This window comes from Bacillus sp. SH7-1 (assembly GCF_008042405.1).
Lineage (GTDB): Bacteria > Bacillota > Bacilli > Bacillales > Bacillaceae_G > Bacillus_A > Bacillus_A thuringiensis_N.
On the sequence record NZ_QNUD01000007.1, the window covers coordinates 454622 to 479645 of the forward strand.

Below are 25024 nucleotides of genomic sequence, written 5' to 3' on the forward strand. Positions count from 1 at the left end.
TTTTTGTAGAATATGAGAAATATAACACTACCAATACACGTTATCAATTGAAAAAATCTTTCTTTTCATTCTTCTTTTTATCGTTTTATAGGAGAATGCTATGCTTCTTATTTCACCTACTGTATAATAAGAAAAAAGCACGAAAAGAGGTCATCTCATGCTAGAGGTTATTGCAACATGTTTAGAAGATGTGAAACGAATTGAACGAGCTGGCGGGAAGCGAATTGAATTAATTACATCTTATACAGAAGGCGGTTTAACGCCGAGTTATGCATTTATTAAAAAAGCGGTAGAAGCAGTACATATACCGATTCACGTTATGATTCGTCCGCATGCGAAGTCTTTTACATATACGGAAGAAGAAATTGAAATGATGAAGGAAGATATTATCATTGCGCAGAAGTTAGGTGCAGCTGGTGTTGTATTAGGCGTATTAAACGAACGAAATGAAGTGGATGAAGAGAAATTAGCGGATTTATTGTCTGTTGTAGATGGAATAAATGTAACGTACCACCGTGCAATAGATGATATAGAAAATCCAGTAGAAGCGATGGGAACTTTAAAGAAGTTTCATAAAGTGACTCACGTTTTAACTTCAGGTGGACAAGGAAATATAGTTGATAATATTCCGGTGCTTACAGAAATGCAAAAGGTAAGCGATGGTCAAATTCAGCTTGTAGCTGGAGCTGGCGTGACGAAAGAAAATATAAAGCGATTGCTAGATGAAACTGGAATTTCGCAAGCTCATGTCGGTACAGCGGTAAGAGAAGGCAAATCATGTTTTGCTGAAATTGATCTTAATTTCGTACAAGAATTAGTTCAAATCATACAATAAACAATTAAGAAAGAGGAGAAACGATGAAGGAAAATACGAAGAAAGAATTATTCTCATGGGCTAAAACGATAGGATTTACCCTTGTATTAATCGCAATTATTCGCGGTGTTTTATTTACACCTTCATTAGTACAAGGCGAATCGATGATGCCCACTTTAGAAAATAACGAACGAGTTCTCGTGAATAAGATTGGTTATAGTATAAGTGGATTAGATCGCTTTGATATTATCGTTTTCCACGGAAAAGAAGGATATGATTTAGTAAAACGAGTAATTGGTTTACCAGGCGATACTGTTGAGTATAAAAATGATGTTTTATATGTAAACGGCAAAGCGATGGAAGAACCATATTTAAAAGAGTTTAAAGAAAAAGCAGCAGGCCGTGTATTAACTCCAGACTTTACGTTAGAACAAATCACAGGAAAAACGAAAGTGCCAGAAGGTCAAGTGTTTGTTTTAGGGGATAATCGTGAAGTTTCTAAAGACGGTCGTATGTTTGGATTTATTTCAGAAGATGAAATTGTCGGAAAAGGACAAGCTGTTTTCTGGCCGTTGAAACAAGTAAGAGCGTTATAAAGAAAAAGTATGGGAGAAATATTCTTCCGGTGGATTTAAATCACATTTTTTGTGAAACTGAATGTTCATTTAAGAAAGACAGACAGAGGTCATTTTGATTATTATTTTTCAAAATGGCCTCTGTTTATTTGAAGATAGTATTGCAAGGAGGGATTTTAAATGATAACGAAAGAATCAGAAGTTATCTTAAACAGGAAAGGAGCCAGGAAAGTAAACGAAATTCCTAATGAGGTCTTACAATTACTACAGCAAGGGAAAATAGAAAGTGCTAATCTAACAGAATGGTTAGCTATAAATCATATTGAATTACTTAAAAATGTCTTACCTTCAATAGGACTCAAGAATAGTTTGGAATGTATAGTAGCTGAATTAGAAAAACAGAACGTTGAAACAGGAATGAAAGTCATACGAATAACAGGAACTTTATTGGATGAAATTATACTCAAAGAGAATGAAGGAAACAAGGAAGACGTACTGTTAAAATTATCTAAGCATATTTCAGATAGTGTACGATGTTGGGCAGCGGTTATGAATAAAAAATCAAATAACACATTAAAAGATATATTAACGTATATTCAACCTTTTGCGGCGGATCATCATTTTGGTGTTCGGGAAATTGCTTGGATGTCTATTAGAGAAGATCTTTCACAAAATATAGAAGAAAGTGTGGAATTGTTAGTAGAATGGGCAAAAAGTGAAGATGAGAATATTCGCAGGTTCTCTGTAGAGTCTATTCGTCCTCGAGGTGTATGGAGTAAACATATTGAAATATTAAAACAAGAACCTGAAAAAGCACTTCCCATTCTTAATTTACTTAAATCAGATCCATCAAAATATGTACAAGATTCGGTTGGAAACTGGTTAAATGATGCAAGTAAAACGAAACCGGATTGGGTAATGAACCTGTGTGAAGAATGGGCTAAGGATACTGACATACAATCAACTAGTAGAATTATTAAAAAAGCTAAAAGAACGATTTTGAAAAATAAGTAATATGTAACTAATAGATTTGCTAGTTCTACGAAGAAACAATCAATCATGTAAAAAAAGAATACTTTGAATAACTATGAGAAGAGCATGTATTGATCAATACATGCTCTTTATATTTTCTTTTATATCAGCGTTATTAATGAAAGGTGATCAAATTTTATTTCAAATCTAAACTTCCGTACTTTTTTATTGTAACTTTTATTCAAATAGTTTTGTAGCAACATGTACTTTGGAAAGTGAACCGTCTCTATTTCTAAAAATAATTTTATATTCACCGTCAGGAAGCCAATCACCCCAATTTATACTAAATTCACTTATCGCTTGTTCCCCTGGTTTTAAAGTTCCGTCAATCATCCAAGCGCCTTTAGCGTTATATAAAGTATAACTAAAAGGAGAATCACCAGTATTTTGTACAAGAACGCTTAAGTTATCTCCATTAAAATAGTTGAAATTATAAGTGGTTGATCCGAAAAATGCAACGTCTTCGTTAGTTATGGCACGTTGTTCAATTTGAGAGTCTAGCTTCGTATCTTCGTTTGTAGCAAATGTCACATTATAACCTATACAAAAAGATAGCATAATAGCAGGAATCACTAGCAACTTTTTCAAAAGAAACACTCCTTATATTTCGTATTATGTATATAATAATTGAAAAATATTGAAATGTAATAGTTTAATGTGAAAATTTACAAATGTATGTAATGATTTACGCCTAATTTAAATTACTGACAAAATATAAAGGTTAAGTAGTTGAAAAATATATTGATAGAATTGAAAGAATATTTTATAATTTTAAATTATATGTTTGTTTCGAAAAACGGAATTTAAGTTCCGTAATTCGGAACAAGAGGGAGATAAAATGAGTATAAATAAAACGGCAGTTAAGACAATGGATATTTTAGAGTTGTTTTATGAGCATGAAGAGCTCAGTTTAACAGAGATGGTTCAGCTTACAAGTATGCCGAAAACATCTGTTTATCGTTTAATTGGCTCGTTAGAAGAAATGGAGTTTTTACAAAAAAATGAAAAGGGGAAATATCGTCTAGGAGTCGTTTTTTTACGGTTCGGTCAACTTGTCTCACAAAGATTATCAGTAAGAAATATTGCGATTCCATATATGAAAGAGCTTAGAGATAGCTTAGGGCAGGCAGTTAATTTAATTATCCAAGATGGCAATGACGCAATTTATGTGGAAAAGATGGAAGGCGCTCAGCCTGTACGTGTGTATACGGCGGTTGGAAGACGAGCTCCACTTTATGCCGGTGCATGTCCGAGGATTTTATTATCGTATTTCTCAGAGGAAGAGAAACAGAAGTACGTAGAGGAAACGGATTTAAAACAGTTTGCAGATGGAACAATCGTTGATAAGAAACAATTGCTAGAAGTGTTACAAATGGCGAAAAAGGAAGGACATACAATTAGCTACTCTGAGTTAGAAAATCATACAGCGGCTATAGCAGCGCCCATTTTCGCAAGCGATGGAACGGTTGTAGCAGGTATTAGTATTTCGGGATTAGCAATTGAATACAGCGAAAGTAATATTTCATATTTTATCGCGAGGGTGAAAGAGACAGCAAAGCGCATTTCGAAAGAACTCGGCTTTTTGGCATAGAAAGAGGGAGTGGGATGAAATTTTCTGCGTTAGGGGATCAAGCAATTATTATTACATTTGGTGAAGAGATTGGGATGGATGTATACGAAAAAGTACAACGACTATTTCAAGCGTTGCAGCAACATCCGTTTACAGGAATGATTGAATGCGTTCCGTCGTTTACTTCATTAGCCGTTTACTACAATTTGTATGAAGTATGGAAGGAAAATGGTAGAAAGATAAGACCGTATGATTACGTATGCCAATACATAACTGGAATGTTTGATACGTATAAGGAAGAGCTGAAACGAGATGTGAAACATATTTCTATACCAGTTTGTTACGGAGGAGAATATGGACCTGATTTAGAAGAAGTCGCACATTATCACGGTTTGCAAGTAGAAGATGTCATTCGAATACATAGTGAAACAACATATTTTGTGTATATGCTAGGTTTTACACCAGGGTTTCCGTATTTAGGAGGACTATCAAAAGAATTAGAAACACCTAGAAAAGAAATACCGCGGTTACAAATCTCACCTGGTTCGGTAGGAATCGGCGGAAATCAAACAGGTATTTATCCACTTGAAACACCGGGTGGATGGAATATTATTGGTCGAACACCAATCTCCTTATTTAATCCGGAAGAAGAAACACCAACCTTTATTCAAAGCGGTATGTATTTACGATTTATCCCAATAACGAAGGAAGAGTACGTATCACTTGAGGGGGCTAAAGAATGGATGTAGAGGTTTTGCATGCAGGAATGTTTACAACAGTCCAAGATTTAGGACGATCTCATTATCAACAATACGGCGTACCTGTTGGCGGGACCATGGATCAAAGTGCACTTCGGATGATCAATATGTTGGTTGGTAATGAAGAGAATGAAGCGGGACTTGAAATGACGATCATGGGGCCTAAATTGTTAATAAAGAAAACGACGTTACTTGCGATTGGCGGTGCGGATATGGAACCGTTATTGAATGGAGAACGTATCCCGTTATGGCGTCCTATTTTAGCGGAAGAAGGTAGTATGCTTTGCTTTGGAAAAGTGAAAACTGGTTGCAGAGCGTATGTGACTTTTGCAGGTGGTATACATATTGCCCGTACGATGGGAAGCAAAAGTACTTACATACGTGCTGCGATTGGTGGTATTGAAGGAAGGATGCTAAAAAAAGGAGACTATTTTCAACTTGGTGAACGATCAGAAATGGCTCATCGTTTCATCCAAGACTTACAAAAGGGGGAGCGCATAAAAACGAAATGGGCAATTAGCGGCAGCGTACGACCAAGACATAAGAAGAATCCTAAGCTTCGTGTCATAGTTGATTTTGAATATGATCAGTTTACAGAAGAAAGTAGAAAGGCATTTTTTACGAAAGAGTATAAAGTATCTAATTATGCTGACCGTATGGGCTATAGGGTTGAAGGGGAAATTTTAAATAGAGCTGTTGAAAAAGAGATTTTATCGAGTCCAGTTACATATGGAACCATCCAAATTCCAAATAGCGGACAGCCGATTATATTAATGGCAGATAGACAAACGACAGGTGGCTATCCGAGAATGGGGAATATCATTTCAGTAGATTTACCTCTTCTTGCTCAACTAAAACCGGGGGACTATGTTTCATTTGAGAAAATTACGCTTGAAGAAGCGGAACAATTGTACATAGAACAAGAAGTAAATATGAATCTATTAAAGAAATTCATCACTTTACAAAGCTGACATTAGGAGGGAATATCGTGACGACAATCGATTTAAATTGTGATTTAGGAGAAAGTTTTGGCGCTTATAAAATGGGGAATGATGATGAAATTCTTCCATTCGTATCCTCAATAAATGTTGCTTGTGGTTTTCATGCGGGTGATCCGGCCGTAATGAGGAAAACGGTCGAAAAGGCACTGCAGCACAATGTAGCAATAGGCGCACACCCTGGGTTTCCAGATTTAATTGGATTTGGTAGAAGGAACATGAATGTTTCAGCAAGTGAAGTATACGACTATGTTTTATATCAAATTGGCGCATTAGACGCTTTTGTGAAAGCGGCAGGCGGGAAAATGCAGCATGTAAAGCCACACGGTGCCTTATATAATATGGCGGCGACTGATCCGGAAATTGCAGATGCAATTGCAAAGGCAATTTCTCATGTGAATCCAAGTCTATTACTTTACGGATTAGCAAATAGCGAGGCGTTTATACTGGCTGCAGAAAAGTACAATGTAACTCTCGTACAAGAAGCCTTTGCAGATCGTACGTATAAGCAAGATGGAACGCTGACAAGCCGTACAGAAGAAAATGCGCTAATAAAAGATGAAGACGAAGCGATAAAACAAGTGCTTCAAATGGTGAAAGAAGGATATGTAAATTCGGTGAATGGCGAGAAAGTAGCGGTTCAGGCGAAAACGATTTGTTTACATGGTGATGGGGAAAAAGCAGTTCAATTTGCGGGAAAAATATACAGAACATTCGTACTTAATGGTATTTCTATTTGTGCACCAAAATAAAAAATAGGGGGAAGTGCTGGAATGATTAAATTAATCGGGATACTACTTGTTGCAGTTGGCTTTTTATTTAGATTAAATACACTGTTAGTCGTTATGGTTGCAGGTATTGTTACTGGTATGGTTTCAGGATTAAGTTTTTATGATGTGATCAGCATGTTCGGTAAATTTTTCATAGAAAATAGATATATGTCTATGCCAATTATATTAACTTTACCGGTAATCGGAATTTTAGAGCGTTACGGTTTAAAAGAAAGAGCAGAAGCACTTATAACGAAATCAAAAGGTGCAACAACTGGAAGAGTATTAATGTCATATTTTACGATAAGAGAATCATCAGCAGCACTAGGGCTTAATATTGGTGGTCATGCGCAAACAGTAAGACCGCTTGTTGCACCGATGGCAGAAGGAGCGGCACAAGGTAAATACGGTAAACTACCTGAAAAATTAAGAGAGAAGATTAAAGCAAATGCAGCAGCTGCGGAAAATACAGCTTGGTTTTTCGGAGAGGATATATTTATCGCGACTGGTGCGATTCTATTAATGAAAGGGTTCTTCGATTCAGTAGGTATGCATGTCGGTGTATGGGATATGGCACTTTGGGGTATTCCAACTGCAATATCTGCACTTATTGTAAGCTGGATCAGATTTAGAAGATTTGATAAATATATAGCGAAAACGATGAAATCAAAAGAAAAAGAAGAGAAGGAGGCAATATAAAATGAACATCATCACAATGGATACAATCTATTACGTATTAGGTATAATCGTTGCCTTTATCGCTGTTCGTATTGCGTTTGATCGTGAACATCCAAATCGATTTGGTTCTAGCTTATTTTGGGCGTTATTTGCAGTTACATTTTTATTCGGAAATGTAATCCCTTCGTTTTACGTTGGCTGTATTGTGCTCGCAATGGTTATTTTAGCTTCACTAAATAAAGTAACAAAGTCTCAGGAGAAAGAAGTTCCAGTACAAGAACGTGTAACACATGCTGAGAAATTAAAAAATAAAATTTTTATGCCTGCACTATTAATTCCTATTTTTACAATTATCGGTACGTTAACGTTAGGGAAAATCAAATGGGGGAATGTCTCCCTTGTTGATCCGGATAAAGTAACGCTAGTAGCTTTAGCACTAGGAGCATTACTTGCATTCGTTGCGGCGATGCGTATTACAAAATCAAAAATAACAACGCCTGTGCAAGAAGGAAGTAGACTATTACAAGCTGTCGGCTGGGCTGTTATTCTACCACAAATGTTAGCAGCACTTGGCGGTATTTTCGCAAAATCTGGCGTTGGCCAAGTCGTTTCTGATTTAGTCGGCAAAGTGTTACCGACAGAGTATCCGTTTGTTGCTGTTATGGCGTATTGTTTAGGAATGATGCTCTTTACAGTCGTAATGGGAAATGCTTTCGCGGCGTTTGCCGTTATTACTGGCGGAATTGGCTTACCTTTAATTGTTCAAATGCACGGGGGGAACCCAGCAATTATGGCAGCACTCGGGATGTTTGCTGGATATTGCGGAACGCTGCTTACACCAATGGCAGCAAACTTTAATATCGTTCCGGCAATGCTTTTAGAGCTAAAAGATAAAAATGCAGTTATTAAAGCGCAAGTACCAATTGCTCTTTCAATCTTTATCATAAATATGTTTATTATGTATGGCCTTGTATATCGTTTCTAATTAGGAGGATAAAACTATGAAAACAGTATTATTAACAGGGTTCGATCCGTTCGGCGGAGAAAGTATCAACCCAGCTTGGGAAGTCGCAAAAAGTTTGCATGAAAAAACAATCGGAGAGTACAAGATTATTAGTAAACAAGTCCCAACCGTATTTCATAAATCAATCAGCGGATTAAAAGAGTATATAGAAGAATTAGCACCGGAATTTATTATATGTATTGGACAAGCAGGGGGTAGACCAGATATTACGATAGAGCGTGTCGCAATTAATATTGATGATGCAAGAATTGCTGACAATGAAGGGAACCAGCCGGTAGATGTACCAGTCGTAGAAGAAGGACCAGCTGCTTATTGGTCTACACTTCCGATGAAAGCAATCGTTAAAAAACTTCAAGAAGAAGGCATACCAGCGTCCGTTTCACAATCAGCAGGTACATTCGTTTGTAATCACTTATTCTATGGTCTTATGCATGAAATAGAGAACCGTGGTAAGAAAATAAAAGGTGGATTTGTCCATATTCCATTTTTACCAGAACAAGCGAGTAACTATCCAGGCCAACCGAGTATGTCACTTACTACTATTAGTAAAGGGATAGAATTGGCAGTTGAAGTAACGACGACAGTTGAGGTGGATATTGTAGAGGTTGGGGGTGCGACGCATTAAACAAAACGAATCATACAACACCTCCTGTAAACAACTGGTATAATAAAAATAGGAAAATACATAGAGGTGATTGTTGTGCAACAATTTGAAGTAGTACGTTCAATTTTAGAAAAAGCGAAGAAAATTACAGTATTAACAGGCGCTGGTGCAAGTACGGAAAGTGGTATTCCAGATTTTCGTTCAGCAAATGGATTGTATGCTGATGCGAATGTGGAGATGTACTTATCAAGAGGGTATTATAACAGAAGTCCGAAAGAGTTTTGGAAGCATTATAAAGAAATATTTCAAATTAATACGTTTCATCAATATAAACCAAATCGTGGGCATCGCTTTTTAGCTGAATTAGAAGAGCAAGGGAAAGATATTACAATTTTAACGCAAAATATTGATGGTTTACATCAATTAGGTGGTAGTAAACATGTTATTGATCTACATGGAACACTGCAAACAGCGCATTGTCCAAAATGTAAAGCGGGATATGACTTGCAGTATATGATTGATCATGAAGTGCCTCGCTGTCAGAAATGTAATTTCATTTTAAATCCTGATGTTGTTTTATACGGAGATACATTGCCGCAATATCAAAACGCGATAAAACGTTTATATGAAACAGATGTGCTTATCGTTATGGGAACGTCATTAAAAGTACAGCCTGTCGCTTCATTCCCGGAAATCTCAAAGAGAGAAATAGGAGCAATAACCATTTTAGTAAATGAAGAGTTAACAGGACAGGAATATAACTTTGATTTTGTTTTTCAAAATAAGATTGGTGAATTTGTTGAAGGGTTTTCTTCAATGAAATAAGTTATCGAAAAAACTGAGGTATCCACCTCAGTTTTTTATTTGAGTAATCGCTGTTTTAAACCACGTGAAAACATGTTGATAATGTAGTAACCACATTTTTATAACCTATAAAAAAGGTTTTAGTCGGCAAAATAGCATAATAGGAAGAAATGTTTTCTTTAGCGAACACACAATCGTCATAAAGTAAGCTAATATGTAGCTGTTGTGAAGGTTTTATTTGGAGTTGTTTTAGGTATAAAACTAAGTCATTATAAAGTTGCGTACTATACCCACTTACGGAACATTCTAATGAATGCTGACCTACTATGCTGGTCCACCATACTTTAAAACTACATATTAATTCTTTAAATGATTCCTCATCACATAAATGAGCGTCAAAAAGCTTCTCGTAAAATATATGATTCTTCTCGTGAAAAATCTGCAAATCATATCTGTCGTTAGTAGTTTGCTTACGAAAAGTCAGCCATAATTCTTTGAAATTTGTTTTAAAGTCAGTGGAGAAATGTAATGTTTTTGCTATGTAAGGAAAACGTAAATTTCCTTTTTTCTCTTTTTGGTTGAGATACATATTTTGAATATAAATCATAAAGTTTAAACAATGAGACGCATTAGTATGTATTGTAAATGAATCTGTCATTTCATGTTCTCCTTAATAATGTTTTTTATTATTAGTATACAAATAAATGTAAATAAATGGTATGAAAAAATAATTATATAAAATTTTTCTTTTAGAATAACATTCATGTTATTCCTTAATAAGGGGATGGTAATAAATAGGATATAAAATCAAAAAACTGAAAATTAAATCTTTTAATTCTTTTGTAATTAATATAAAATTCTATATATATCATATAAATAAATTTGTTACATAATGATTCTGTGTAGAAATGTTAATAGAATGAAGCGAGGGAGCGAAATGAGACAGAAAAAGGAGCAGAAGAAACAATCGAAAAAGAAAAAGACTCATATTCCATTTCGATTAAATGTACTATTTTTTATCGTTTTTCTTTTATTTTCAGCTATTATAATTCAATTAGGTAAAGTACAAATCATTGATGGAGAAACGTATAGAAATGAAGTGAACAAAAAAGAAGATGTAACGGTAAGCACACCTGTACCTAGAGGGAAAATGTTTGATCGACAAGGTCATGTGATTGTAAATAATAAACCGCTACGAACCGTTACATATACGAAAATGAAAGGAGTAGATTCGAAAGAAGTTTTACAAGTAGCAAGAAATTTAGCCCAGCTAATTGAAATGTCGCCAGAAGATATAGATAGGTTGACAGAAACAGATAAGAAAGATTTTTGGATGCAGTTAAATGAAAAACAGGCAGCAGCAAAAGTAACGAAAGAAGATGAGAATACATTTAGGAAGCAAGAGATAGAAGGGAAAGAATTAGATAAAAAAGTAGAAGAGTTACGTAGGGAAAGAATTACACAAGAGGAATTAAGCGAACTTTCAAAAGAGGATCTAGAAGTACTAGCAATTAAAAGTAGAATGAATGCAGGATATAAAATGACGCCGCAAATCGTTAAAAAAGATGTAAGTCAAAATGAATATGCGATTGTTAGTGAAAGATTGGCAAGCTTGCCAGGAGTAGATACGACAGTGGATTGGGAACGTGAATATCCAAATGATAAAATACTTCGTTCTATCCTTGGGAGTGTTTCTACTGAAAATGAAGGGTTGCCAAGAGAACAATTGGATTATTACTTAGTACGTGATTATAACAGAAATGATCGTATTGGTAAGAGTTATATTGAAAAACAATACGAAGATGCACTACATGGAACGAAAGAACAGACTAGAAATATTACAGATAAAACAGGGAATATTATTCGAACTGAAAAAGTGACTGAAGGAAAAAGTGGAAATAATTTAATGTTAACAGTAGATATGGATTTACAGAAAAAAGTAGAGGAAAGCCTTGAAAAGAACTTACGAGCATTCCATTCTGCAGAGCCGATGATGGATCGTGCGTTCGTTGTAATGATGAACCCGAAAAACGGTCAAATTTTATCGATGGCAGGAAAGAAAATTGTAAAAAAAGATGGCGGCATGCAAATAGAAGATTATGCTTTAGGAACGATGACAAGTTCTTATGAATTAGGATCAACTGTAAAAGGGGCTACTTTATTAGCCGGATATCAAACTGAAACAATTAAGCCGTATACGCATTTCTTTGATGCACCAATGTATTTTAAAGGAAGTACTAAGCCGAAGAAATCGTGGAAAGATTTTGGTGATATTGATGATTTAAGAGCTTTACAAGTTTCATCAAACGTTTATATGTTTAATACAGCTTTAAAAATGGCGGGTATAAATTATGTGCCAAACAATCCGTTAGACATTAAAAAAGAGACATTTAATAAAATGCGCTACTATTTTAGACAATTTGGTTTAGGTGTACCGACTGGTATTGATTTGCCGAATGAATCGATTGGTCAAATGGGTAGAACTGATAACATACCTGGTTTTTTACTTGATTATGCGATTGGACAGTACGATACATATACACCTCTTCAACTTGCTCAATATATTTCAACGATTGCAAATGGCGGTTACCGAATGAAACCGCAAATTGTACAAGAAGTGAGAGAGCAACCACATAGACCAGAGGATGTTGGAAAAGTTATTCGATCTATTGAACCAGTTATTTTAAATCGAGTAGATATGAACACTTCATACATTAATCATGTAAAAGAAGGGTTTAGAAGAGTGTTCCAGGAAACTGACGGAACAGGTGCTGGAACGTTTAAAGGATTACCATATAAACCAGCTGGAAAAACAGGGACAGCTGAAACTGTATATGGTGGAGAAAGTGATATTGGAAGAGATGAAAACAATAACCGAAAAAAATGTTATAATTTAACTCTTGCCGGTTATGCACCATATGATGCTGATCCAGAAGTAGCTTTTTCAGTTGTTGTACCATGGGTAAATGATGACAAATCAGGAATTAATTCCGCGATTGGTAAAGAGATTTTGGATGCGTATTTTGAATTGAAAACGAAAAGATCGGGTGGAAATCCAGTCCCAGTAGAGCAGCCGAACAAGAACCAGTAAAAATAATATCACTGCATTGAGACATATGGTGCAGTGATATATTTTTTGATTTAAAAAGTGTTTGAATAAGGTGGGAATGGATATGAAACAGGAGATTAAGAAAGGTTGGGGGAAATACATACTCTTCGTGTTTGTTTTGGTAGTAGCCTATCATTCTTTTACTTTATGTAAAGTAGAAGGGAAATCGATGCAACCGACTTTATATGAAGAAGACTACGTATTTGTAAATAAAGCAGCAGTGCATTTTTCTAATTTAGAGCACGGAGAAATTGTCATTATAAAGGAAGATGATGAATCGAAATATTATGTAAAACGAGTAATTGGACTTCCTGGTGACGTAATTAACATAACGAATGGATCAGTATATGTGAATGATAAAAAGCAAGAAGAACCGTATACAAATAAAGATTTATTCAATAATACGCAAGTGTTTTATAACTTTCAAAAAACAAAAATCCCGCCAAATAAGTTATTTGTCATGGGAGATAATCGTGAACTTAGTAGAGATAGTCGAAACGGTTTAGGTTATATTGAGGAAGATAATATAATAGGAAAAGTGGAATTTGTTTATTATCCATTTTCAAAAATGAAGATCATAGAATAAGTGGGGAGTTACAAAACCCCACTTATTAACATTTCACTTTATTCTCTTTAAAAAACCTTTTGGGTTAAATGATATGAAAAACTTATGTTTAGATTCATCGATTATGAAATTGTTATTTGTAGCTAAAAACTCTTCAACAGCTTCCATTGGGCCAGGCCCCCAATCGGGAGAAACAGGATTTCCATTAATAGATGTATCCTCTACAATAATATAACTGCCATTAGAAACGATAGATTTATAAAGCAATAATTCTTTTGCTACATGATCTTTACTATGATCTGAATCTAAAATAACTAAAATCACATCATCAGGTTTACGCATACTTAAAATTGTTTGCACAGCGGTTACTGAAACAGAAGAAGCTGTTAAATACGTAATGCGATCATGGGATGGACGATTTGGTTGTGGAAATACATCGATAGTCAGAACGTGTCCTTTTCCAATTAAATCTAATACAGAAGCCAAATACAATGCGCTACCACCATAACAAGTGCCACATTCAATAATTAAATCGGGTTTTAATTCGTAAATAATTTCTTGATACAAAAAAAGATCAGAGGGAAGTTTGAGAATGGGGACCCCGAGCCAATGTGTATCATATAACCAGACTCGACTATCGTAATATTGTTTTAAAAATTCGCTACTTATGTTATCGATTTTGAACACTCCTTTCTGAAACGAAAGTTGTACAATATATTATGTAAGATATGATTATAAGGAGAATGATTTTTAATGAAATTGAGCAAAATACCTCATTAAAAACCTGTATTCAGCAAGTTTAATCAAAATCTGTAGATGAGAGGAAAAAGAAAGGAAATGAACGTATGTATAAGTACACAATTTGCTTCATTAGAAAAGGAAATAAAATACTCTTATTGAATAGAAATAAAAAGCCGAATATGGGAATGTGGAATGGTGTTGGTGGAAAAATTGAAGATAATGAAACGCCATATGAAGGAATAATTAGAGAAACGCTTGAGGAAACAGGCATAGATCTTCCAAGTGTATCGTATAAAGGGAATGTGGTTTTTAAGAGTAAGGACGAGCATCGGGGTAGTGAAGGGATGTATGTATTCCTTGCTCATCTGCCAGATGGAGTACATATGGACACGCCATTAAGTACGGCGGAAGGATTATTAGAATGGAAAGAACTTGATTGGATATTAGATTGTGATAATAGAGGTGTAGTTAGCAATTTACCAAAATACTTACCAATATTATTAACGGAAGATAACAAATTAGAGCATATATTTACATATGATAACCGGAATATTATTAATTACACAACTTCATTTTTGACAGAAGATGATGCCAACAAACGATATGAAAAACAACTCGTTTCTCAATAGAAAAAGGTATGAAAACATCACTCTTATAAACTAGTAGAGAATATTTTAATAGAGCAATCGGCATTTATTTGTCGATTGCTTTCACTATATATGTGAGGTGATTACATGCTAAAGAAATATATTTCCTTAGTCAAAGTTATAATATGTACAATGTTTCTTTTTGTAGGTTGTTCTAAAAATGTTAATGGCGGTAAAGAACTTAAAAACATTCAACAAGCGGACTATCTAGTATCCTATTCAAATGCCATGAAAGCCGGTAGTTACATATATGCATATGATAAGAAAGGAAATACGATTAGTAAAATGGAAGTAGATGGTCAAAGTATGATGAGCAATGCAAAAGATGAAAAGGGATACTACTTTTCATCAAATAGAAATAACAATCATTATGCAATAAATAAGACAGGCAAGGTACAAGGGATTAATAGACCTAAAGAATTACAAGATGTAAACGCAGGGGCATATTTCATCCATGCAGAACAAGGATATGTATATTATGATGTGAATATTGGATTGGTAGACGAAAAGAAGGGATATACAAGTGAACTTGTATACTGGAAAGATAGTGACAAAAGGCAAGAGAGTGTAGAACTAAAGGGAACGATTCAAGGTGCGCATATTATTGATAATCATATATACGCATTTTCACAAACGCTAGACAAAGTATATATTTCTGAAATAGATTTGGTCACAAATAAAAAAACAAACGAATTTGAAATTCCTAATGAAAATGTGTATTTTGCACCAACTGCTCAAAAAATAATTTTTCAAAAGTATAATGATAAATTATTACTCGCATTGAGTGATAATGTAAATCAAAAGTTACCATCTAAATTAATGATGATAAACCCGAAAACTAGAGTAGTAGAAAAAGAAACGATTTTAGATGAAAAACAATTCATACCTATTCTAGTGCAGGTGATTGATAATAAGGTTTATATTTTAGATCAGGATGAAAAAGTGAAAGAGCTAGATGAGAACTTGAACAGTATACGTTCATATTCATTACAAAGTGACAAAAATACAAAAATCACTAGAGAGGACAAAGGGATTTCTGATATACAAGTACATGGTAATAAGTTATACATCTTATACAAAGATATGAATCCAAAGAGTAAAACGAAACAATTGGTAGCTGAGATTGAAGGATATGATCTGTTAACAGGGGCTAGCGTTGACAAGACTACTTTACAATTAGAGAGGAAATGGGATGATATAACTTTTCTTATGGTGAAAGAGTAGAGAATATATGTAAACGGAACAAAAAAGGAGGTGGCTTTGCCACCTCTTTTCCGTTATTCACGAATCGCCTTAATGATAAATCGATGTTGCTTCACATCAAAATATCCTTTTTGCAAGATGATTTCATGTATACGATATAGTTCCTTATAATACCTTTCGACAGTAAAATCAGGAATTTGCCACGGAATCGTTTTTAAATAATAGACGATAGCGCCAATATCATAAAAGCGTTGAAGAGGGAATTCTTCCTTTGCATCTAAAATAGTAAATCCATTTTCCTTTAGCTCATTACAGGCAGTTTCGAGTGACCAACTTGCAAATTCGCTATTTAGTGGTGTGCCAAACTGCTTATTAAGTTCTGCGCAATCAAGACCACCAGCTTGTTGTGTAAGAAATATTCCATTAGGAGAAAGGATTCGGTTTACCTCAGAAGCAGCATAGGATTCATGTTGGTTCACAATTAAATCAAATTGAGCATCTTGAAGCGGTAGGGCATCATCATCCTTTACTTCTACAACAATAACCCCTAAAGGCTCTAATTTCTTTCGGGAAATTGGCACGTTTGGAGCGTAGCCCTCAGTAGCATAAATAGTTGGCGGGAACGGTTGTAACATAGATAAAAGCTCTCCACCGCCAGTGCCCATATCTAGCATTGATTTTGCGTGTTGTATAAGCTGGAAAGCAGTGCTACCGTACGACCACGATAAAGGCTCACTTTTCATTCGACCCGTTTCTGAAATGAAAGAAAAATCCCAGCCGCTAAAATTTGTATTTGCACTGTCTAATAAAGTTAAAAATAATGGATCACGTTTCATAATTGTACCCTCCTATTTTGTAAATGAATGGTATGATGAGAAAAGTAAAAAGGAGGACCTCTTATAAAAGTGAAACGGATTTACGTTTCGTGTTCGAATAGATGCATATAAATTCGCTCCTTGCGAGAATGATTATTTATATATTCGGGATTTTTGAGAGGAATTCCTTTGAAATATAAAGAGAAGGTAGATATTTAATGAAAAATTGGATTGAGTTTACAGATAAAGAGTACGATCGAATTTGGGATAAAGTATATAGTGACTATGAATTTTCACCAAGTGTTTCAATATTTCCATCGTTTAAAGTACCAGGACCGTTTATCACATATGACATCTCTCATTATTTTGGAGAATCGGTAGATTTAAATGTATATGATGAACTTGAAGAAAAAGCATTAAAAGTTTTCAAAGAGAATACAGCATTGAATGAATATATGATGGCACTAGATTGGCAACATGAGTGTTATTGGGTAAATCCACACTTAGAGTTTGAAAGAAATGAATTTTATGAGTGGCGTATACCAATATTTCCGAATGGTGATTACTATTTCTTTATTCAGAAAGACTTTAAGTGGGGGTATTTAGGCCATCCTTGGGAGAAGAGTATAACGATATTTGGAAAAGAAATAATAGAGAGTTTTAAACAAAATAAACCGGAAATGTTTCAAAATATTTTAAGGCAGGGATAATGTTTTAAAGAGAAAAAACGCTTATACTTCATTCTTGAAGCATAAGCGTTTTTGTTTTGGCCGTTTTCATTTAAAAATACTTAAAAATAAAAATCTTTTGGTAAAGTACCATTTTTTATCACCGTTCTTAACCCATGTTTTATAATCCAAGGGTTAACAGGATGCTGTTTATCACGTAATTGCTGCAACCATTGAAAAACGAGTTCTTTATCTTCCTTCGTAATATCGTTAATATGATTGGCTACAGATTTTTGAACATACTTAGAAGGGTCATTCATTAATGGTTCAAGAAGCTGTAAATTGTTCTTAAAGTTACCTTTTAGAGCTCCTGTTTTTTTTGCCCAAGGAAGTCTTGGTCTTGTACCTTCAGAAATTAATCTCCTAATGTGGCTGTTTTCGTCATGAATCCACTGTTGTAAAATATTTAGTGTGTCTTCATGGTACGTTTCAAGAAAAGGCCGAATGGCATATTCAGCAGTATTCCTTTTTGTTATTTCATACATTGCATGGAATGAGGAGTCAAAATCGTTAAGCCCATATTTTTCAACGTATTTTGCGATAGGCATGTACATATAGCCGTTTGTAAATGTACCTACTTCTGTTGTATTTTCTGGTCCCAATGTTTTCAGTAATATATGTATTGCTTCATTAAAATCTTTTTGTAAAGCATTGTGTAATTCATCTGCTATTACTTCAATCCGTTGCTTTAACTCTAAACCTTCAACTTTACATGTTACGGAGGCTATAAAGTTTTTTTTAGAGAAAGTAGAATCGTGTTTACAAATAGAATCAGCCATTTTTTCTGCTAATTCATCATTAAATAAAAATTTTAATGGAACGTATTTACCCATTTTTTCACCTCATTGATCAGTTGAAAATAATTTTTATTTTTTAATCGACAATCCATAAACTAACGTCTCACTAGGAGTCGTAATACTAAAACCAGTCGTCTTATAATCAAGTTTCACTGTATCACCAGTGTAATCTTTCATGAATGAGTCCATTTGTACAATAAGCATTTCATCCTCATATACAATATCATCTGCATTGTATGTATCCCAAACTAAATCAACATCAACGAAAATGCTACAAGAGTTTGTCATTGTTCCTCTAATGCGAATGATCTTTTTATCTTCACGTTCTAATCTATGTATAGCTGCCTTTGCTTCATCAGTAATACGAATGTTCATTGTATCCCAACCTTTATTTTTATTTCTTTTATTATTGCAAAAACAAAAGAAATAGGGAAGTAAAGAGAATTGTAAAAAAAACGAGCAAACAAAATTGTTTGCTCGCTCTACTTTATTTTAGTTCACATTTATCAAGTGGAATCACTTTTGTTTTCTTTGTAAATTTATATCCTAACCATAGTACTAAGAAGAGCGGTAAACCGATGTAAGAAACGAGTACGCCGTTCCAATCGATTGATTCACCCATAAATGCGCCGTAGTTTTGTCCTAAAATTACGATGACGCAAAGTGTAAATGCGAAGATTGGACCGAATGGGAACCATTTTGCTCTATATGGTAAGTCTTTTAAATCTTTTCCTTGTGCGATATATGCTTTACGGAAGCGGTAATGACTAATTGCAATACCAACCCATGCGATAAAGCCAGACATACCAGAAGCGTTTAATAACCAAATATATACAACACCGTCACCGAATAAAGAAGCGATGAAAGCGACGCTACCAACTACTGATGTTGCGATTAGAGCGTTAACAGGTACACCACGGCTATCTAATTTACCTAAAAACTTCGGTGCTTTTCCTTGACGAGCTAAATCCCAAAGCATACGAGTTGATGCGTACATGCCAGAGTTACCAGCAGATAAAACTGCCGTTAAAATAACAGCGTTCATAACAGAAGCAGCAAAGGCAACGCCCGCTTTTTCAAATACAAGTGTAAATGGACTTACTGTAACATCACTTGCTGCAAGACTTTCAGTTGTATAAGGAATTAATAAACCGATAACGAGAATTGCAAGGATATAGAATAAAAGAATGCGCCAAAAGATCGAACGAATTGCTTTTGGGATATTGCGTTCTGGATCAGACGTTTCACCAGCAGCTACACCTAATAATTCAGTTCCTTGGAAGGAGAAACCAGCAGCCATAAATACACCGATAATTGCCATGATACCGCCGTTAAATGGAGCATCTGCAACAGTGAAGTTTTTAAAGCCGACAGATTCGCCGCCCATAATTCCAAAAATCATCATGAAGCCGACAACTAAGAAGATAATAATAGTAACTACTTTAATAAGTGCGAACCAATATTCAGATTCACCAAAACCTTTAACAGATAAATAGTTTAAGAGAAAAATAATAGCTAAGCATAATCCACTCCAAATGAGGGAAGGGGTATCAGGGAACCAAAATTTCATAATTAATGTTACGGCCGCTAGTTCTGCCGCAATTGTAATCGCCCAGTTATACCAATAGTTCCATCCAAGTGCAAAGCCAAGTGATGGATCAACAAATTTTGTTGCATACGTGCTAAAAGATCCAGTAACAGGCATGTAAGCTGCAAGTTCAGCTAAGCTTGTCATTAAGAAATACACCATAATTCCAATTGCGGCGTATGCGATTAGTGCACCGCCAGGACCAGCTGAATGGATTACACCACCGCTGGCAAGAAATAGTCCGGTACCGATTGTACCACCGAGAGAAATCATCGTAAGGTGACGAGATTTTAATCCGCGTTTTAATTCACCTTGTCCTTGTGTAGTTTGCGTTTTAGAGGTAGATTGATTTGTTGCGCTATTCATGTTCAACACTCCTTTTCTTGTAGGTTAGGAAGGAGCGGGGGAGAAAAATACAAAAAACCGCCAAAGGAATTAGGCGGAACGTTTCACAAATAACCACCCCATCATACCCTTCCGTTAAGATAGCACCCCACGTTTACACGGTAATTTTGTAAACGTGACAGTTCTGTTCCTTTCGGAGACAGCCCCAGCTCATACTTCCAGAGAAGAAATACAAACTTCGGCAACTTTTCCTTTCAAACGGAGTCAGTGACATTCTCTGTGTCTCGTCCGTTTTACTCTTAAAAGTCGCAACCTCTACCTCATCGGATTGATGAGGATTTATATATTGCTAAGATATTTAATATATGGCAATTGTAATGAGTTTCTGAATATATTGCAAGGGATTTTGTTAGAAAAAGTCAAAAAATATCGGTTATTGTATAGGAAACGCTTGCATAACTCCACCCGAACCTACTATTATGTAGCAATAAGCAAAGAAAAAATTGTTATACAAATGTTTCGCAAAAAATATTGAAAAACCCTTTAAAATTAAAAGAAAATTCAGAAAATATAATTCGACATAACGTTTGAAGGGTATCACTTCTTTTATTTTGTTCTAAAGAAAAAACATATGTGTAAATAAAAAGAGTGAATATTCTTTCTTTTTGTAGTAAAATTGAAGTACTGTTTAATTAAAAAGGGGACATCGTTATGAAATTAAAAACAGAAAGATTACATATTATCCCGTGTACGGAAGAATGGGTTCAGATTGCGAAGAATCAAGGATACAATAGCGGCCCGCATATTGCAGGGCATGTAGAAAATATAAAACAAGATAAGGATTTATTACCGTGGGGTGCGTGGTATGTCATTCGAAAAGAAGATAACATCGTACTAGGGGATATAGGATTTAAAGGGAAACCGAACGAGAAACGTACAGTAGAAATTGGTTACGGTTTTATTGAGAAATATTGGAATAAAGGGTATGCTACAGAATCTGTAGATGAATTAATAAAGTGGGCTTTCCAGACAGGAAAGGTAGATACAATTATTGCGGAGACACTCTTTGAAAATGGTAGTTCAATTCGTGTATTAGAGAAATTACATATGAAGAGAGTAGATACAACAGATACGATGATTAATTGGAAAATAGAAAAATAAAAAATACCGCTCGATATAGTTCGAGCGGTATTTTTTATCATTATGGTAGCATTTGTTTTTGATCTTTCGGATAGCCGCCTGTTGATGCGTTAGAACGATTGGAATGATTACGGACAGCAATGAAAATAGAAATAATAACGACAAGACCAACTGCCACGTAAGAAAGTGAAATAATAGTTGGATCCACTTTAAATGTTGTAAGTAGTGTACGAATATTCGTAAAGATAATAAGGCCACCAACTAATACCCCAAGTAAATGAGGTGGAACGATACGTACTAACCATGCGGCAATTGGAGCTGCGACAATACCGCCAAGCATTAAGGCGAATACCCAAACCCAGCTTACTTGTTCCCAGCCAAGTGAGATGAAGAAACCAATTGTTGCAGCGAGTGAAACAGGAAACTCACTCGTATCTACAGATCCAATAACTTTTCTAGCTTCATTTCCTCTTGCTAGCAGTACAGGTGTCGTAATTGGACCCCAGCCACCGCCACCAGTTGAATCGACGAATCCAGCGAATAAGCCGAGTGGCACAAGTTGTTTGGCAGACATGCGCTTTTTGGAAGTAACAATTTGTTTTTGAATGATGAATCGTAATAAAATATAAACCCCTAAAGTAAATAAAAATACGGAAATGTACGGTTTAATGACATCGCCAGGTAAATTACTTAAAAAACATGCCCCAATAAATGCACCAACTGCTCCGGGTAATGTTAATCTGGAAACTGTATATTTATCAACGTTTCCAAATTTGATATGAGATGCACCAGAAGCGGCGGTTGTAACGACTTCAGCTAAATGAACAGAAGCGGAAGCTACAGCCGGCGCGATACCAAACATTAACAATAGCGAGGTAGATGTTACCCCATACGCCATTCCAAGCGCTCCATCGATCAATTGAGCGAAAAATCCAATAATAGCAAAGACAATTAATTTCTGCATAAATAATCCCCCTGTAATAATAAATGAAAAAAGCACTTTTCCCGTATGAGAAAAGTGCCTTTGGTTTTTCCAATCAGCAATAATTAAATTTGTTTCATTATAATACATATTAATCGTATAAATCAACTAGGTTTTAAAGTTTTTTGAATTGAATGAAAGAAAAATAAAATATACAATAAAAGGATGGAGAGAAAGGGGAGAAAGACATGTTACGATTTGATCATCTCGTACACGCAGTGAATTGTACACCGAAGGAAGCGGCAAAACAAATGCAGGCGCATGGATTCCATACTACAATAGGTGGAGAACATACGAACTGGGGTACTTGGAATAGTTTATGTTATTTTGATTTATCGTATATAGAGTTTTTAGCAGTTCAGCATGAAGAAAAAGCGAAAGAAGCAGACAATCCATTAGTACAAGAAACAGTAGTGAAATTACAAGGTGGAGAAGGGATGCTACAAATCGCAATTCGAACAGATGCCATTGAAGAGCTAGCAGTTAAGTTTAGTAAGCACGGTTTACATACGATAGGACCATTTGAAGGAAAACGTATGAGGAAAGATGGCCGCCTTTTAGAATGGAAAATGTTATTTGTAAAGCAAGAGGAAAACGGACCGAAATTCCCCTTCTTTATACAGTGGAATGAAACAGACGAAGAAAGAAGAAACGATTTACGTAACATTGGGACGATCACTGAACATAAAAACAAAGTACAACAAATTGAAACGATTCATTACGCAGTGAAAAATGTTCGAGAAACAGTGCGGAAATGGAAAGCAGTCATGGGGCTAGCTGCAAGCCCAGTCGTGAAAAATGAAGAATGGAATACGGAGTGTCAAAATGTATCGTTTGGTGACATTCAAGTACAGTTTTGTGAACCGGTTGGAGAAGGTCTAGTGCAAGAATACATAAAGAATCATGGCGAATATCCATTTGCAGTGGAATTTAAAGGAGAAAATAAACGAGAGCATGAAGTGTTAGGTAGTTTGTACATATATTAATGAGGTGAATGCTTTGGAAGAAATGATTAGAGAGATAGAGAGAAAACTAGAATGGCCTCGTATTGTAAAGTGTACAGCTATTTCAAAAGGTTTTTCACATGAAGAGAAATATAAAATGGAATTAGAAAACAGAGTAACATATTTTGTGAAAGTATGTGATGCTGTTCATTTTGAACATAAACAAGAAGAATATGCGTATATGAAACAATTAGAGTCATTATATATTCCAACGCCTAAGTTAATTCATTTCATAAAACTTGAGGAATTAAATAAATGTGTTCAAGTATTTGAATGGGCCCAAGGTGTAAATGGTGAAGAAGGTTTAGGGAAGCTATCGGCGGAAGAACAGTATTATGCGGGAAGAAAAGCTGGAGAAGTATTAAAGCGAATTCACTCAATTGAAAGAGAAAGTGCAAGTGATAAATGGGAAACATCTAGATGGAATAAATACGAAAAATACATAGAGGCATTAGCAGATTACGAAGTGAATTTTCTAGATTTGAAGCCAGTATTAACCTTTGTAGAAAATCATAAAGACTTATTAAAAAATCGTCCAATCACATTTTTACACGATGACTTCCATCCAGCAAATAGTATGATTCATAATAAGGAATTTATCGTTATCGATTTTGGTGGATATGATTTTGGTGATCCAATTCACGATTTTTATAACGTAGCGATTTTTACTACAAGAATAAGCAAACCGTTTGCGGTTGGACAAGTTCGTGGTTATTGCGGGGGAGAACCGTCACTTCATTTTTGGAAACTGTACTCCTTATATGCAGCAATGACATTCCCAGCTGATATCGTATGGACAAACCGAAGTACGCCTCATTTAGTAGATGATATGAAGGCAAGATTGAACGGAATTTTAGAAGATCATAATCATTTTTCATCCTATATTCCAAAATGGTATCAATCACAACATGAGGATATAATAAACTATAAGTAATGGAGGGATTCATATGGATAAAATAGCAGTAATTTCAGATATTCACGGTAATATTCCGGCATTAGATTCTGTACTGAAAGATATTAAAGTAAGAGGAATCGAACGCATTATTTGTCTTGGAGATTTAGTAGGAAAAGGTCCTCATTCTAGCGAAGTAATTGAAATCATTCGTAAAGAATGTGAAGTAGTCGTAATGGGAAACTGGGATGATTTTATTACAAAACCGACTGAATTTGAAGCGTTAAAATGGCATCAAAAACAATTATCAGAAGAACAAAATGACTATTTAAGAAGCTTACCATTTTCAATCGAATTTTTTATGAGCGGCAAACTGATTCGTATGTTCCACGCTTCACCGAGAAGTTTATATGAAAGAATACAACCACACGCTTCAAGAGAAGAGCGTATGAGTATGTTCGAAAACAGTGAGCTCACGGAGAATATAGAAGGAGAAAGAAAACCAGATGTCGTTTGTTACGGTGACGTTCACCAAGCGTTCGTTCAAAACTTCAGAGGAAAAACGTTATGTAATGCTGGTAGCGTAGGAAATCCTCTTGAAATTACACAAGCTTCTTATTTAATATTCGAAGGATCTTACAATGAAAAAGAAGCAGCGAGTTTTTCCATTCAACTCGTACGTGTACCGTATGATATTGAATTAGCTATCAGACTAGCAGAAGAACTCGATATGCCAGAAATTGAAGAATACAAACAAGAATTACGGACTGCATTGTATCGAGGGTTTAAGGGGAAGTAAGCCAATCATAATATATCAACGATTTTTTCGATATATAGACGA

28 protein-coding genes and 1 riboswitch are annotated in these 25024 nt (G+C 35.2%); of the genes, 20 read left to right on the forward strand and 8 right to left on the reverse strand.

Going from position 1 to position 25024, the window contains the following annotated elements:
- The first annotated feature begins 157 nt into the window (after positions 1–157).
- The 3 genes from DN390_RS08580 to DN390_RS08590 all read left to right on the forward strand — a co-directional run bounded on the left by DN390_RS08580 (position 158) and on the right by DN390_RS08590 (position 2403).
- The gene (locus DN390_RS08580) at positions 158–835 is read left to right on the forward strand and encodes a copper homeostasis protein CutC (protein WP_097950287.1); all 678 of its coding nucleotides are present in this window, start codon (positions 158–160) and stop codon (positions 833–835) included.
- A gap of 23 nt (positions 836–858) precedes the next feature.
- Positions 859–1410 carry a signal peptidase I gene (gene lepB / locus DN390_RS08585; protein ID WP_000662489.1) on the forward strand — a complete coding sequence of 184 codons (552 nt, stop codon included), beginning with the start codon at positions 859–861 and terminating at the stop codon, positions 1408–1410.
- Between the two features lie 159 nt (positions 1411–1569).
- Entirely contained in the window at positions 1570–2403 is an 834-nt protein-coding gene (locus DN390_RS08590; RefSeq protein WP_098264692.1) for a DNA alkylation repair protein, read from the forward strand.
- Positions 2404–2598: 195 nt separating this feature from the next.
- Here the strand turns inward: DN390_RS08590 and DN390_RS08595 are convergent, their stop codons facing one another.
- On the reverse strand, positions 2599–3009 hold the full coding sequence (locus tag DN390_RS08595) for a hypothetical protein (RefSeq protein ID WP_098264693.1): 411 nt from the start codon (positions 3007–3009) through the stop codon (positions 2599–2601).
- Between the two features lie 250 nt (positions 3010–3259).
- Between DN390_RS08595 and DN390_RS08600 the strand changes: the two genes are divergently transcribed.
- The 8 genes from DN390_RS08600 to DN390_RS08635 all read left to right on the forward strand — a co-directional run bounded on the left by DN390_RS08600 (position 3260) and on the right by DN390_RS08635 (position 9648).
- Complete coding sequence (locus tag DN390_RS08600; protein ID WP_098264694.1) at positions 3260–4012, forward strand: IclR family transcriptional regulator; 753 nt, start codon at positions 3260–3262, stop codon at positions 4010–4012.
- 14 nt (positions 4013–4026) lie between these two features.
- Complete coding sequence (gene pxpB / locus DN390_RS08605; protein WP_098264695.1) at positions 4027–4740, forward strand: 5-oxoprolinase subunit PxpB; 714 nt, start codon at positions 4027–4029, stop codon at positions 4738–4740.
- Positions 4731–5720: a 5-oxoprolinase subunit C family protein gene (locus DN390_RS08610; RefSeq protein WP_147807135.1), complete on the forward strand. Its 990-nt coding sequence runs from the start codon at positions 4731–4733 to the stop codon at positions 5718–5720. The genes pxpB and DN390_RS08610 overlap by 10 nt, the downstream gene beginning before the upstream one ends.
- A 17-nt stretch (positions 5721–5737) precedes the next feature.
- A complete protein-coding gene (gene pxpA / locus DN390_RS08615) occupies positions 5738–6499 on the forward strand; it encodes a 5-oxoprolinase subunit PxpA (protein ID WP_098558807.1) in 762 nt (253 codons plus the stop codon).
- A 21-nt stretch (positions 6500–6520) separates the two neighbouring features.
- Positions 6521–7216, forward strand: a complete 696-nt coding sequence (locus DN390_RS08620; protein ID WP_000593387.1) for a DUF969 domain-containing protein — start codon at positions 6521–6523, stop codon at positions 7214–7216.
- Between the two features lies 1 nt (position 7217).
- A complete protein-coding gene (locus tag DN390_RS08625) occupies positions 7218–8180 on the forward strand; it encodes a DUF979 domain-containing protein (protein WP_097950282.1) in 963 nt (320 codons plus the stop codon).
- 16 nt (positions 8181–8196) lie between these two features.
- Complete coding sequence (pcp, locus tag DN390_RS08630) at positions 8197–8844, forward strand: pyroglutamyl-peptidase I (protein WP_097950281.1); 648 nt, start codon at positions 8197–8199, stop codon at positions 8842–8844.
- Positions 8845–8919: 75 nt separating this feature from the next.
- Entirely contained in the window at positions 8920–9648 is a 729-nt protein-coding gene (locus DN390_RS08635) for an NAD-dependent protein deacylase (protein WP_147807136.1), read from the forward strand.
- Between the two features lie 55 nt (positions 9649–9703).
- Here DN390_RS08635 and DN390_RS08640 read toward each other — a convergent pair whose 3' ends face one another.
- Positions 9704–10285: a hypothetical protein gene (locus DN390_RS08640; RefSeq protein WP_147807137.1), complete on the reverse strand. Its 582-nt coding sequence runs from the start codon at positions 10283–10285 to the stop codon at positions 9704–9706.
- Between the two features lie 279 nt (positions 10286–10564).
- On the opposite strand from DN390_RS08640, the gene DN390_RS08645 reads away from it, so the two are divergent.
- Positions 10565–12718 carry a peptidoglycan D,D-transpeptidase FtsI family protein gene (locus DN390_RS08645; RefSeq protein WP_097950278.1) on the forward strand — a complete coding sequence of 718 codons (2154 nt, stop codon included), beginning with the start codon at positions 10565–10567 and terminating at the stop codon, positions 12716–12718.
- Positions 12719–12800: 82 nt separating this feature from the next.
- On the forward strand, positions 12801–13322 hold the full coding sequence (gene lepB / locus DN390_RS08650) for a signal peptidase I (protein ID WP_097950277.1): 522 nt from the start codon (positions 12801–12803) through the stop codon (positions 13320–13322).
- A 33-nt stretch (positions 13323–13355) separates the two neighbouring features.
- Here lepB (DN390_RS08650) and DN390_RS08655 read toward each other — a convergent pair whose 3' ends face one another.
- Complete coding sequence (locus DN390_RS08655) at positions 13356–13988, reverse strand: cephalosporin hydroxylase family protein (protein WP_097950276.1); 633 nt, start codon at positions 13986–13988, stop codon at positions 13356–13358.
- Between the two features lie 158 nt (positions 13989–14146).
- Between DN390_RS08655 and DN390_RS08660 the strand changes: the two genes are divergently transcribed.
- A complete protein-coding gene (locus DN390_RS08660; protein WP_147807138.1) occupies positions 14147–14671 on the forward strand; it encodes an NUDIX hydrolase in 525 nt (174 codons plus the stop codon).
- 105 nt (positions 14672–14776) lie between these two features.
- Positions 14777–15913 carry a hypothetical protein gene (locus tag DN390_RS08665; RefSeq protein WP_147807139.1) on the forward strand — a complete coding sequence of 379 codons (1137 nt, stop codon included), beginning with the start codon at positions 14777–14779 and terminating at the stop codon, positions 15911–15913.
- Between the two features lie 53 nt (positions 15914–15966).
- Here DN390_RS08665 and DN390_RS08670 read toward each other — a convergent pair whose 3' ends face one another.
- Positions 15967–16728 (reverse strand): class I SAM-dependent methyltransferase, encoded by a 762-nt coding sequence (locus DN390_RS08670; protein ID WP_147807140.1) that lies wholly within the window; start codon positions 16726–16728, stop codon positions 15967–15969.
- 197 nt (positions 16729–16925) lie between these two features.
- On the opposite strand from DN390_RS08670, the gene DN390_RS08675 reads away from it, so the two are divergent.
- Positions 16926–17417 carry a DUF2716 domain-containing protein gene (locus tag DN390_RS08675; RefSeq protein ID WP_000800378.1) on the forward strand — a complete coding sequence of 164 codons (492 nt, stop codon included), beginning with the start codon at positions 16926–16928 and terminating at the stop codon, positions 17415–17417.
- An 80-nt stretch (positions 17418–17497) separates the two neighbouring features.
- Here the strand turns inward: DN390_RS08675 and DN390_RS08680 are convergent, their stop codons facing one another.
- The 3 genes from DN390_RS08680 to DN390_RS08690 all read right to left on the reverse strand — a co-directional run bounded on the left by DN390_RS08680 (position 17498) and on the right by DN390_RS08690 (position 20186).
- Positions 17498–18268 carry a DNA alkylation repair protein gene (locus DN390_RS08680; protein ID WP_000521685.1) on the reverse strand — a complete coding sequence of 257 codons (771 nt, stop codon included), beginning with the start codon at positions 18266–18268 and terminating at the stop codon, positions 17498–17500.
- Positions 18269–18301: 33 nt separating this feature from the next.
- Positions 18302–18607 carry an iron-sulfur cluster biosynthesis family protein gene (locus DN390_RS08685; RefSeq protein WP_097959355.1) on the reverse strand — a complete coding sequence of 102 codons (306 nt, stop codon included), beginning with the start codon at positions 18605–18607 and terminating at the stop codon, positions 18302–18304.
- A gap of 112 nt (positions 18608–18719) precedes the next feature.
- Positions 18720–20186, reverse strand: coding sequence for an amino acid permease (locus DN390_RS08690; RefSeq protein ID WP_001083390.1), 1467 nt, complete (start codon positions 20184–20186; stop codon positions 18720–18722).
- Positions 20187–20298: 112 nt separating this feature from the next.
- A riboswitch (Lysine riboswitch) is annotated at positions 20299–20491 on the reverse strand.
- 385 nt (positions 20492–20876) lie between these two features.
- On the opposite strand from DN390_RS08690, the gene DN390_RS08695 reads away from it, so the two are divergent.
- Positions 20877–21326, forward strand: coding sequence for a GNAT family N-acetyltransferase (locus tag DN390_RS08695; protein ID WP_147807141.1), 450 nt, complete (start codon positions 20877–20879; stop codon positions 21324–21326).
- 40 nt (positions 21327–21366) lie between these two features.
- On the opposite strand, the gene DN390_RS08700 is transcribed toward DN390_RS08695, so the two are convergent.
- Entirely contained in the window at positions 21367–22377 is a 1011-nt protein-coding gene (locus tag DN390_RS08700; protein WP_147807142.1) for a sulfite exporter TauE/SafE family protein, read from the reverse strand.
- Between the two features lie 98 nt (positions 22378–22475).
- Between DN390_RS08700 and DN390_RS08705 the strand changes: the two genes are divergently transcribed.
- From DN390_RS08705 to DN390_RS08715, 3 genes are read left to right on the forward strand one after another with little or no spacing between them, the layout of a single operon-like run.
- Positions 22476–23273, forward strand: coding sequence for a VOC family protein (locus DN390_RS08705; RefSeq protein WP_147807143.1), 798 nt, complete (start codon positions 22476–22478; stop codon positions 23271–23273).
- A gap of 13 nt (positions 23274–23286) precedes the next feature.
- A complete protein-coding gene (locus DN390_RS08710) occupies positions 23287–24225 on the forward strand; it encodes an aminoglycoside phosphotransferase family protein (protein WP_147807144.1) in 939 nt (312 codons plus the stop codon).
- 13 nt (positions 24226–24238) lie between these two features.
- A complete protein-coding gene (locus tag DN390_RS08715; protein ID WP_097950267.1) occupies positions 24239–24982 on the forward strand; it encodes a metallophosphoesterase family protein in 744 nt (247 codons plus the stop codon).
- Positions 24983–25024 lie beyond the last annotated feature (42 nt).

Coding starts and splice junctions, on each gene's coding strand:
- DN390_RS08665 (WP_147807139.1), top strand. CDS start 14,777: ATGCTAAAGAAATATATTTCCTTAGTCAAAGTTATAATATGTACAATG.
- DN390_RS08620 (WP_000593387.1), top strand. CDS start 6,521: ATGATTAAATTAATCGGGATACTACTTGTTGCAGTTGGCTTTTTATTT.
- DN390_RS08645 (WP_097950278.1), top strand. CDS start 10,565: ATGAGACAGAAAAAGGAGCAGAAGAAACAATCGAAAAAGAAAAAGACT.
- DN390_RS08680 (WP_000521685.1), bottom strand. CDS start 18,268: ATGGGTAAATACGTTCCATTAAAATTTTTATTTAATGATGAATTAGCA.
- DN390_RS08610 (WP_147807135.1), top strand. CDS start 4,731: ATGGATGTAGAGGTTTTGCATGCAGGAATGTTTACAACAGTCCAAGAT.
- DN390_RS08715 (WP_097950267.1), top strand. CDS start 24,239: ATGGATAAAATAGCAGTAATTTCAGATATTCACGGTAATATTCCGGCA.
- DN390_RS08590 (WP_098264692.1), top strand. CDS start 1,570: ATGATAACGAAAGAATCAGAAGTTATCTTAAACAGGAAAGGAGCCAGG.
- DN390_RS08695 (WP_147807141.1), top strand. CDS start 20,877: ATGAAATTAAAAACAGAAAGATTACATATTATCCCGTGTACGGAAGAA.
- lepB (WP_097950277.1), top strand. CDS start 12,801: ATGAAACAGGAGATTAAGAAAGGTTGGGGGAAATACATACTCTTCGTG.
- DN390_RS08640 (WP_147807137.1), bottom strand. CDS start 10,285: ATGACAGATTCATTTACAATACATACTAATGCGTCTCATTGTTTAAAC.
- DN390_RS08700 (WP_147807142.1), bottom strand. CDS start 22,377: ATGTATTATAATGAAACAAATTTAATTATTGCTGATTGGAAAAACCAA.
- DN390_RS08675 (WP_000800378.1), top strand. CDS start 16,926: ATGAAAAATTGGATTGAGTTTACAGATAAAGAGTACGATCGAATTTGG.
- DN390_RS08625 (WP_097950282.1), top strand. CDS start 7,218: ATGAACATCATCACAATGGATACAATCTATTACGTATTAGGTATAATC.
- DN390_RS08685 (WP_097959355.1), bottom strand. CDS start 18,607: ATGAACATTCGTATTACTGATGAAGCAAAGGCAGCTATACATAGATTA.
- DN390_RS08705 (WP_147807143.1), top strand. CDS start 22,476: ATGTTACGATTTGATCATCTCGTACACGCAGTGAATTGTACACCGAAG.
- DN390_RS08600 (WP_098264694.1), top strand. CDS start 3,260: ATGAGTATAAATAAAACGGCAGTTAAGACAATGGATATTTTAGAGTTG.
- lepB (WP_000662489.1), top strand. CDS start 859: ATGAAGGAAAATACGAAGAAAGAATTATTCTCATGGGCTAAAACGATA.
- DN390_RS08580 (WP_097950287.1), top strand. CDS start 158: ATGCTAGAGGTTATTGCAACATGTTTAGAAGATGTGAAACGAATTGAA.
- DN390_RS08660 (WP_147807138.1), top strand. CDS start 14,147: ATGTATAAGTACACAATTTGCTTCATTAGAAAAGGAAATAAAATACTC.
- pxpB (WP_098264695.1), top strand. CDS start 4,027: ATGAAATTTTCTGCGTTAGGGGATCAAGCAATTATTATTACATTTGGT.
- DN390_RS08690 (WP_001083390.1), bottom strand. CDS start 20,186: ATGAATAGCGCAACAAATCAATCTACCTCTAAAACGCAAACTACACAA.
- pcp (WP_097950281.1), top strand. CDS start 8,197: ATGAAAACAGTATTATTAACAGGGTTCGATCCGTTCGGCGGAGAAAGT.
- DN390_RS08670 (WP_147807140.1), bottom strand. CDS start 16,728: ATGAAACGTGATCCATTATTTTTAACTTTATTAGACAGTGCAAATACA.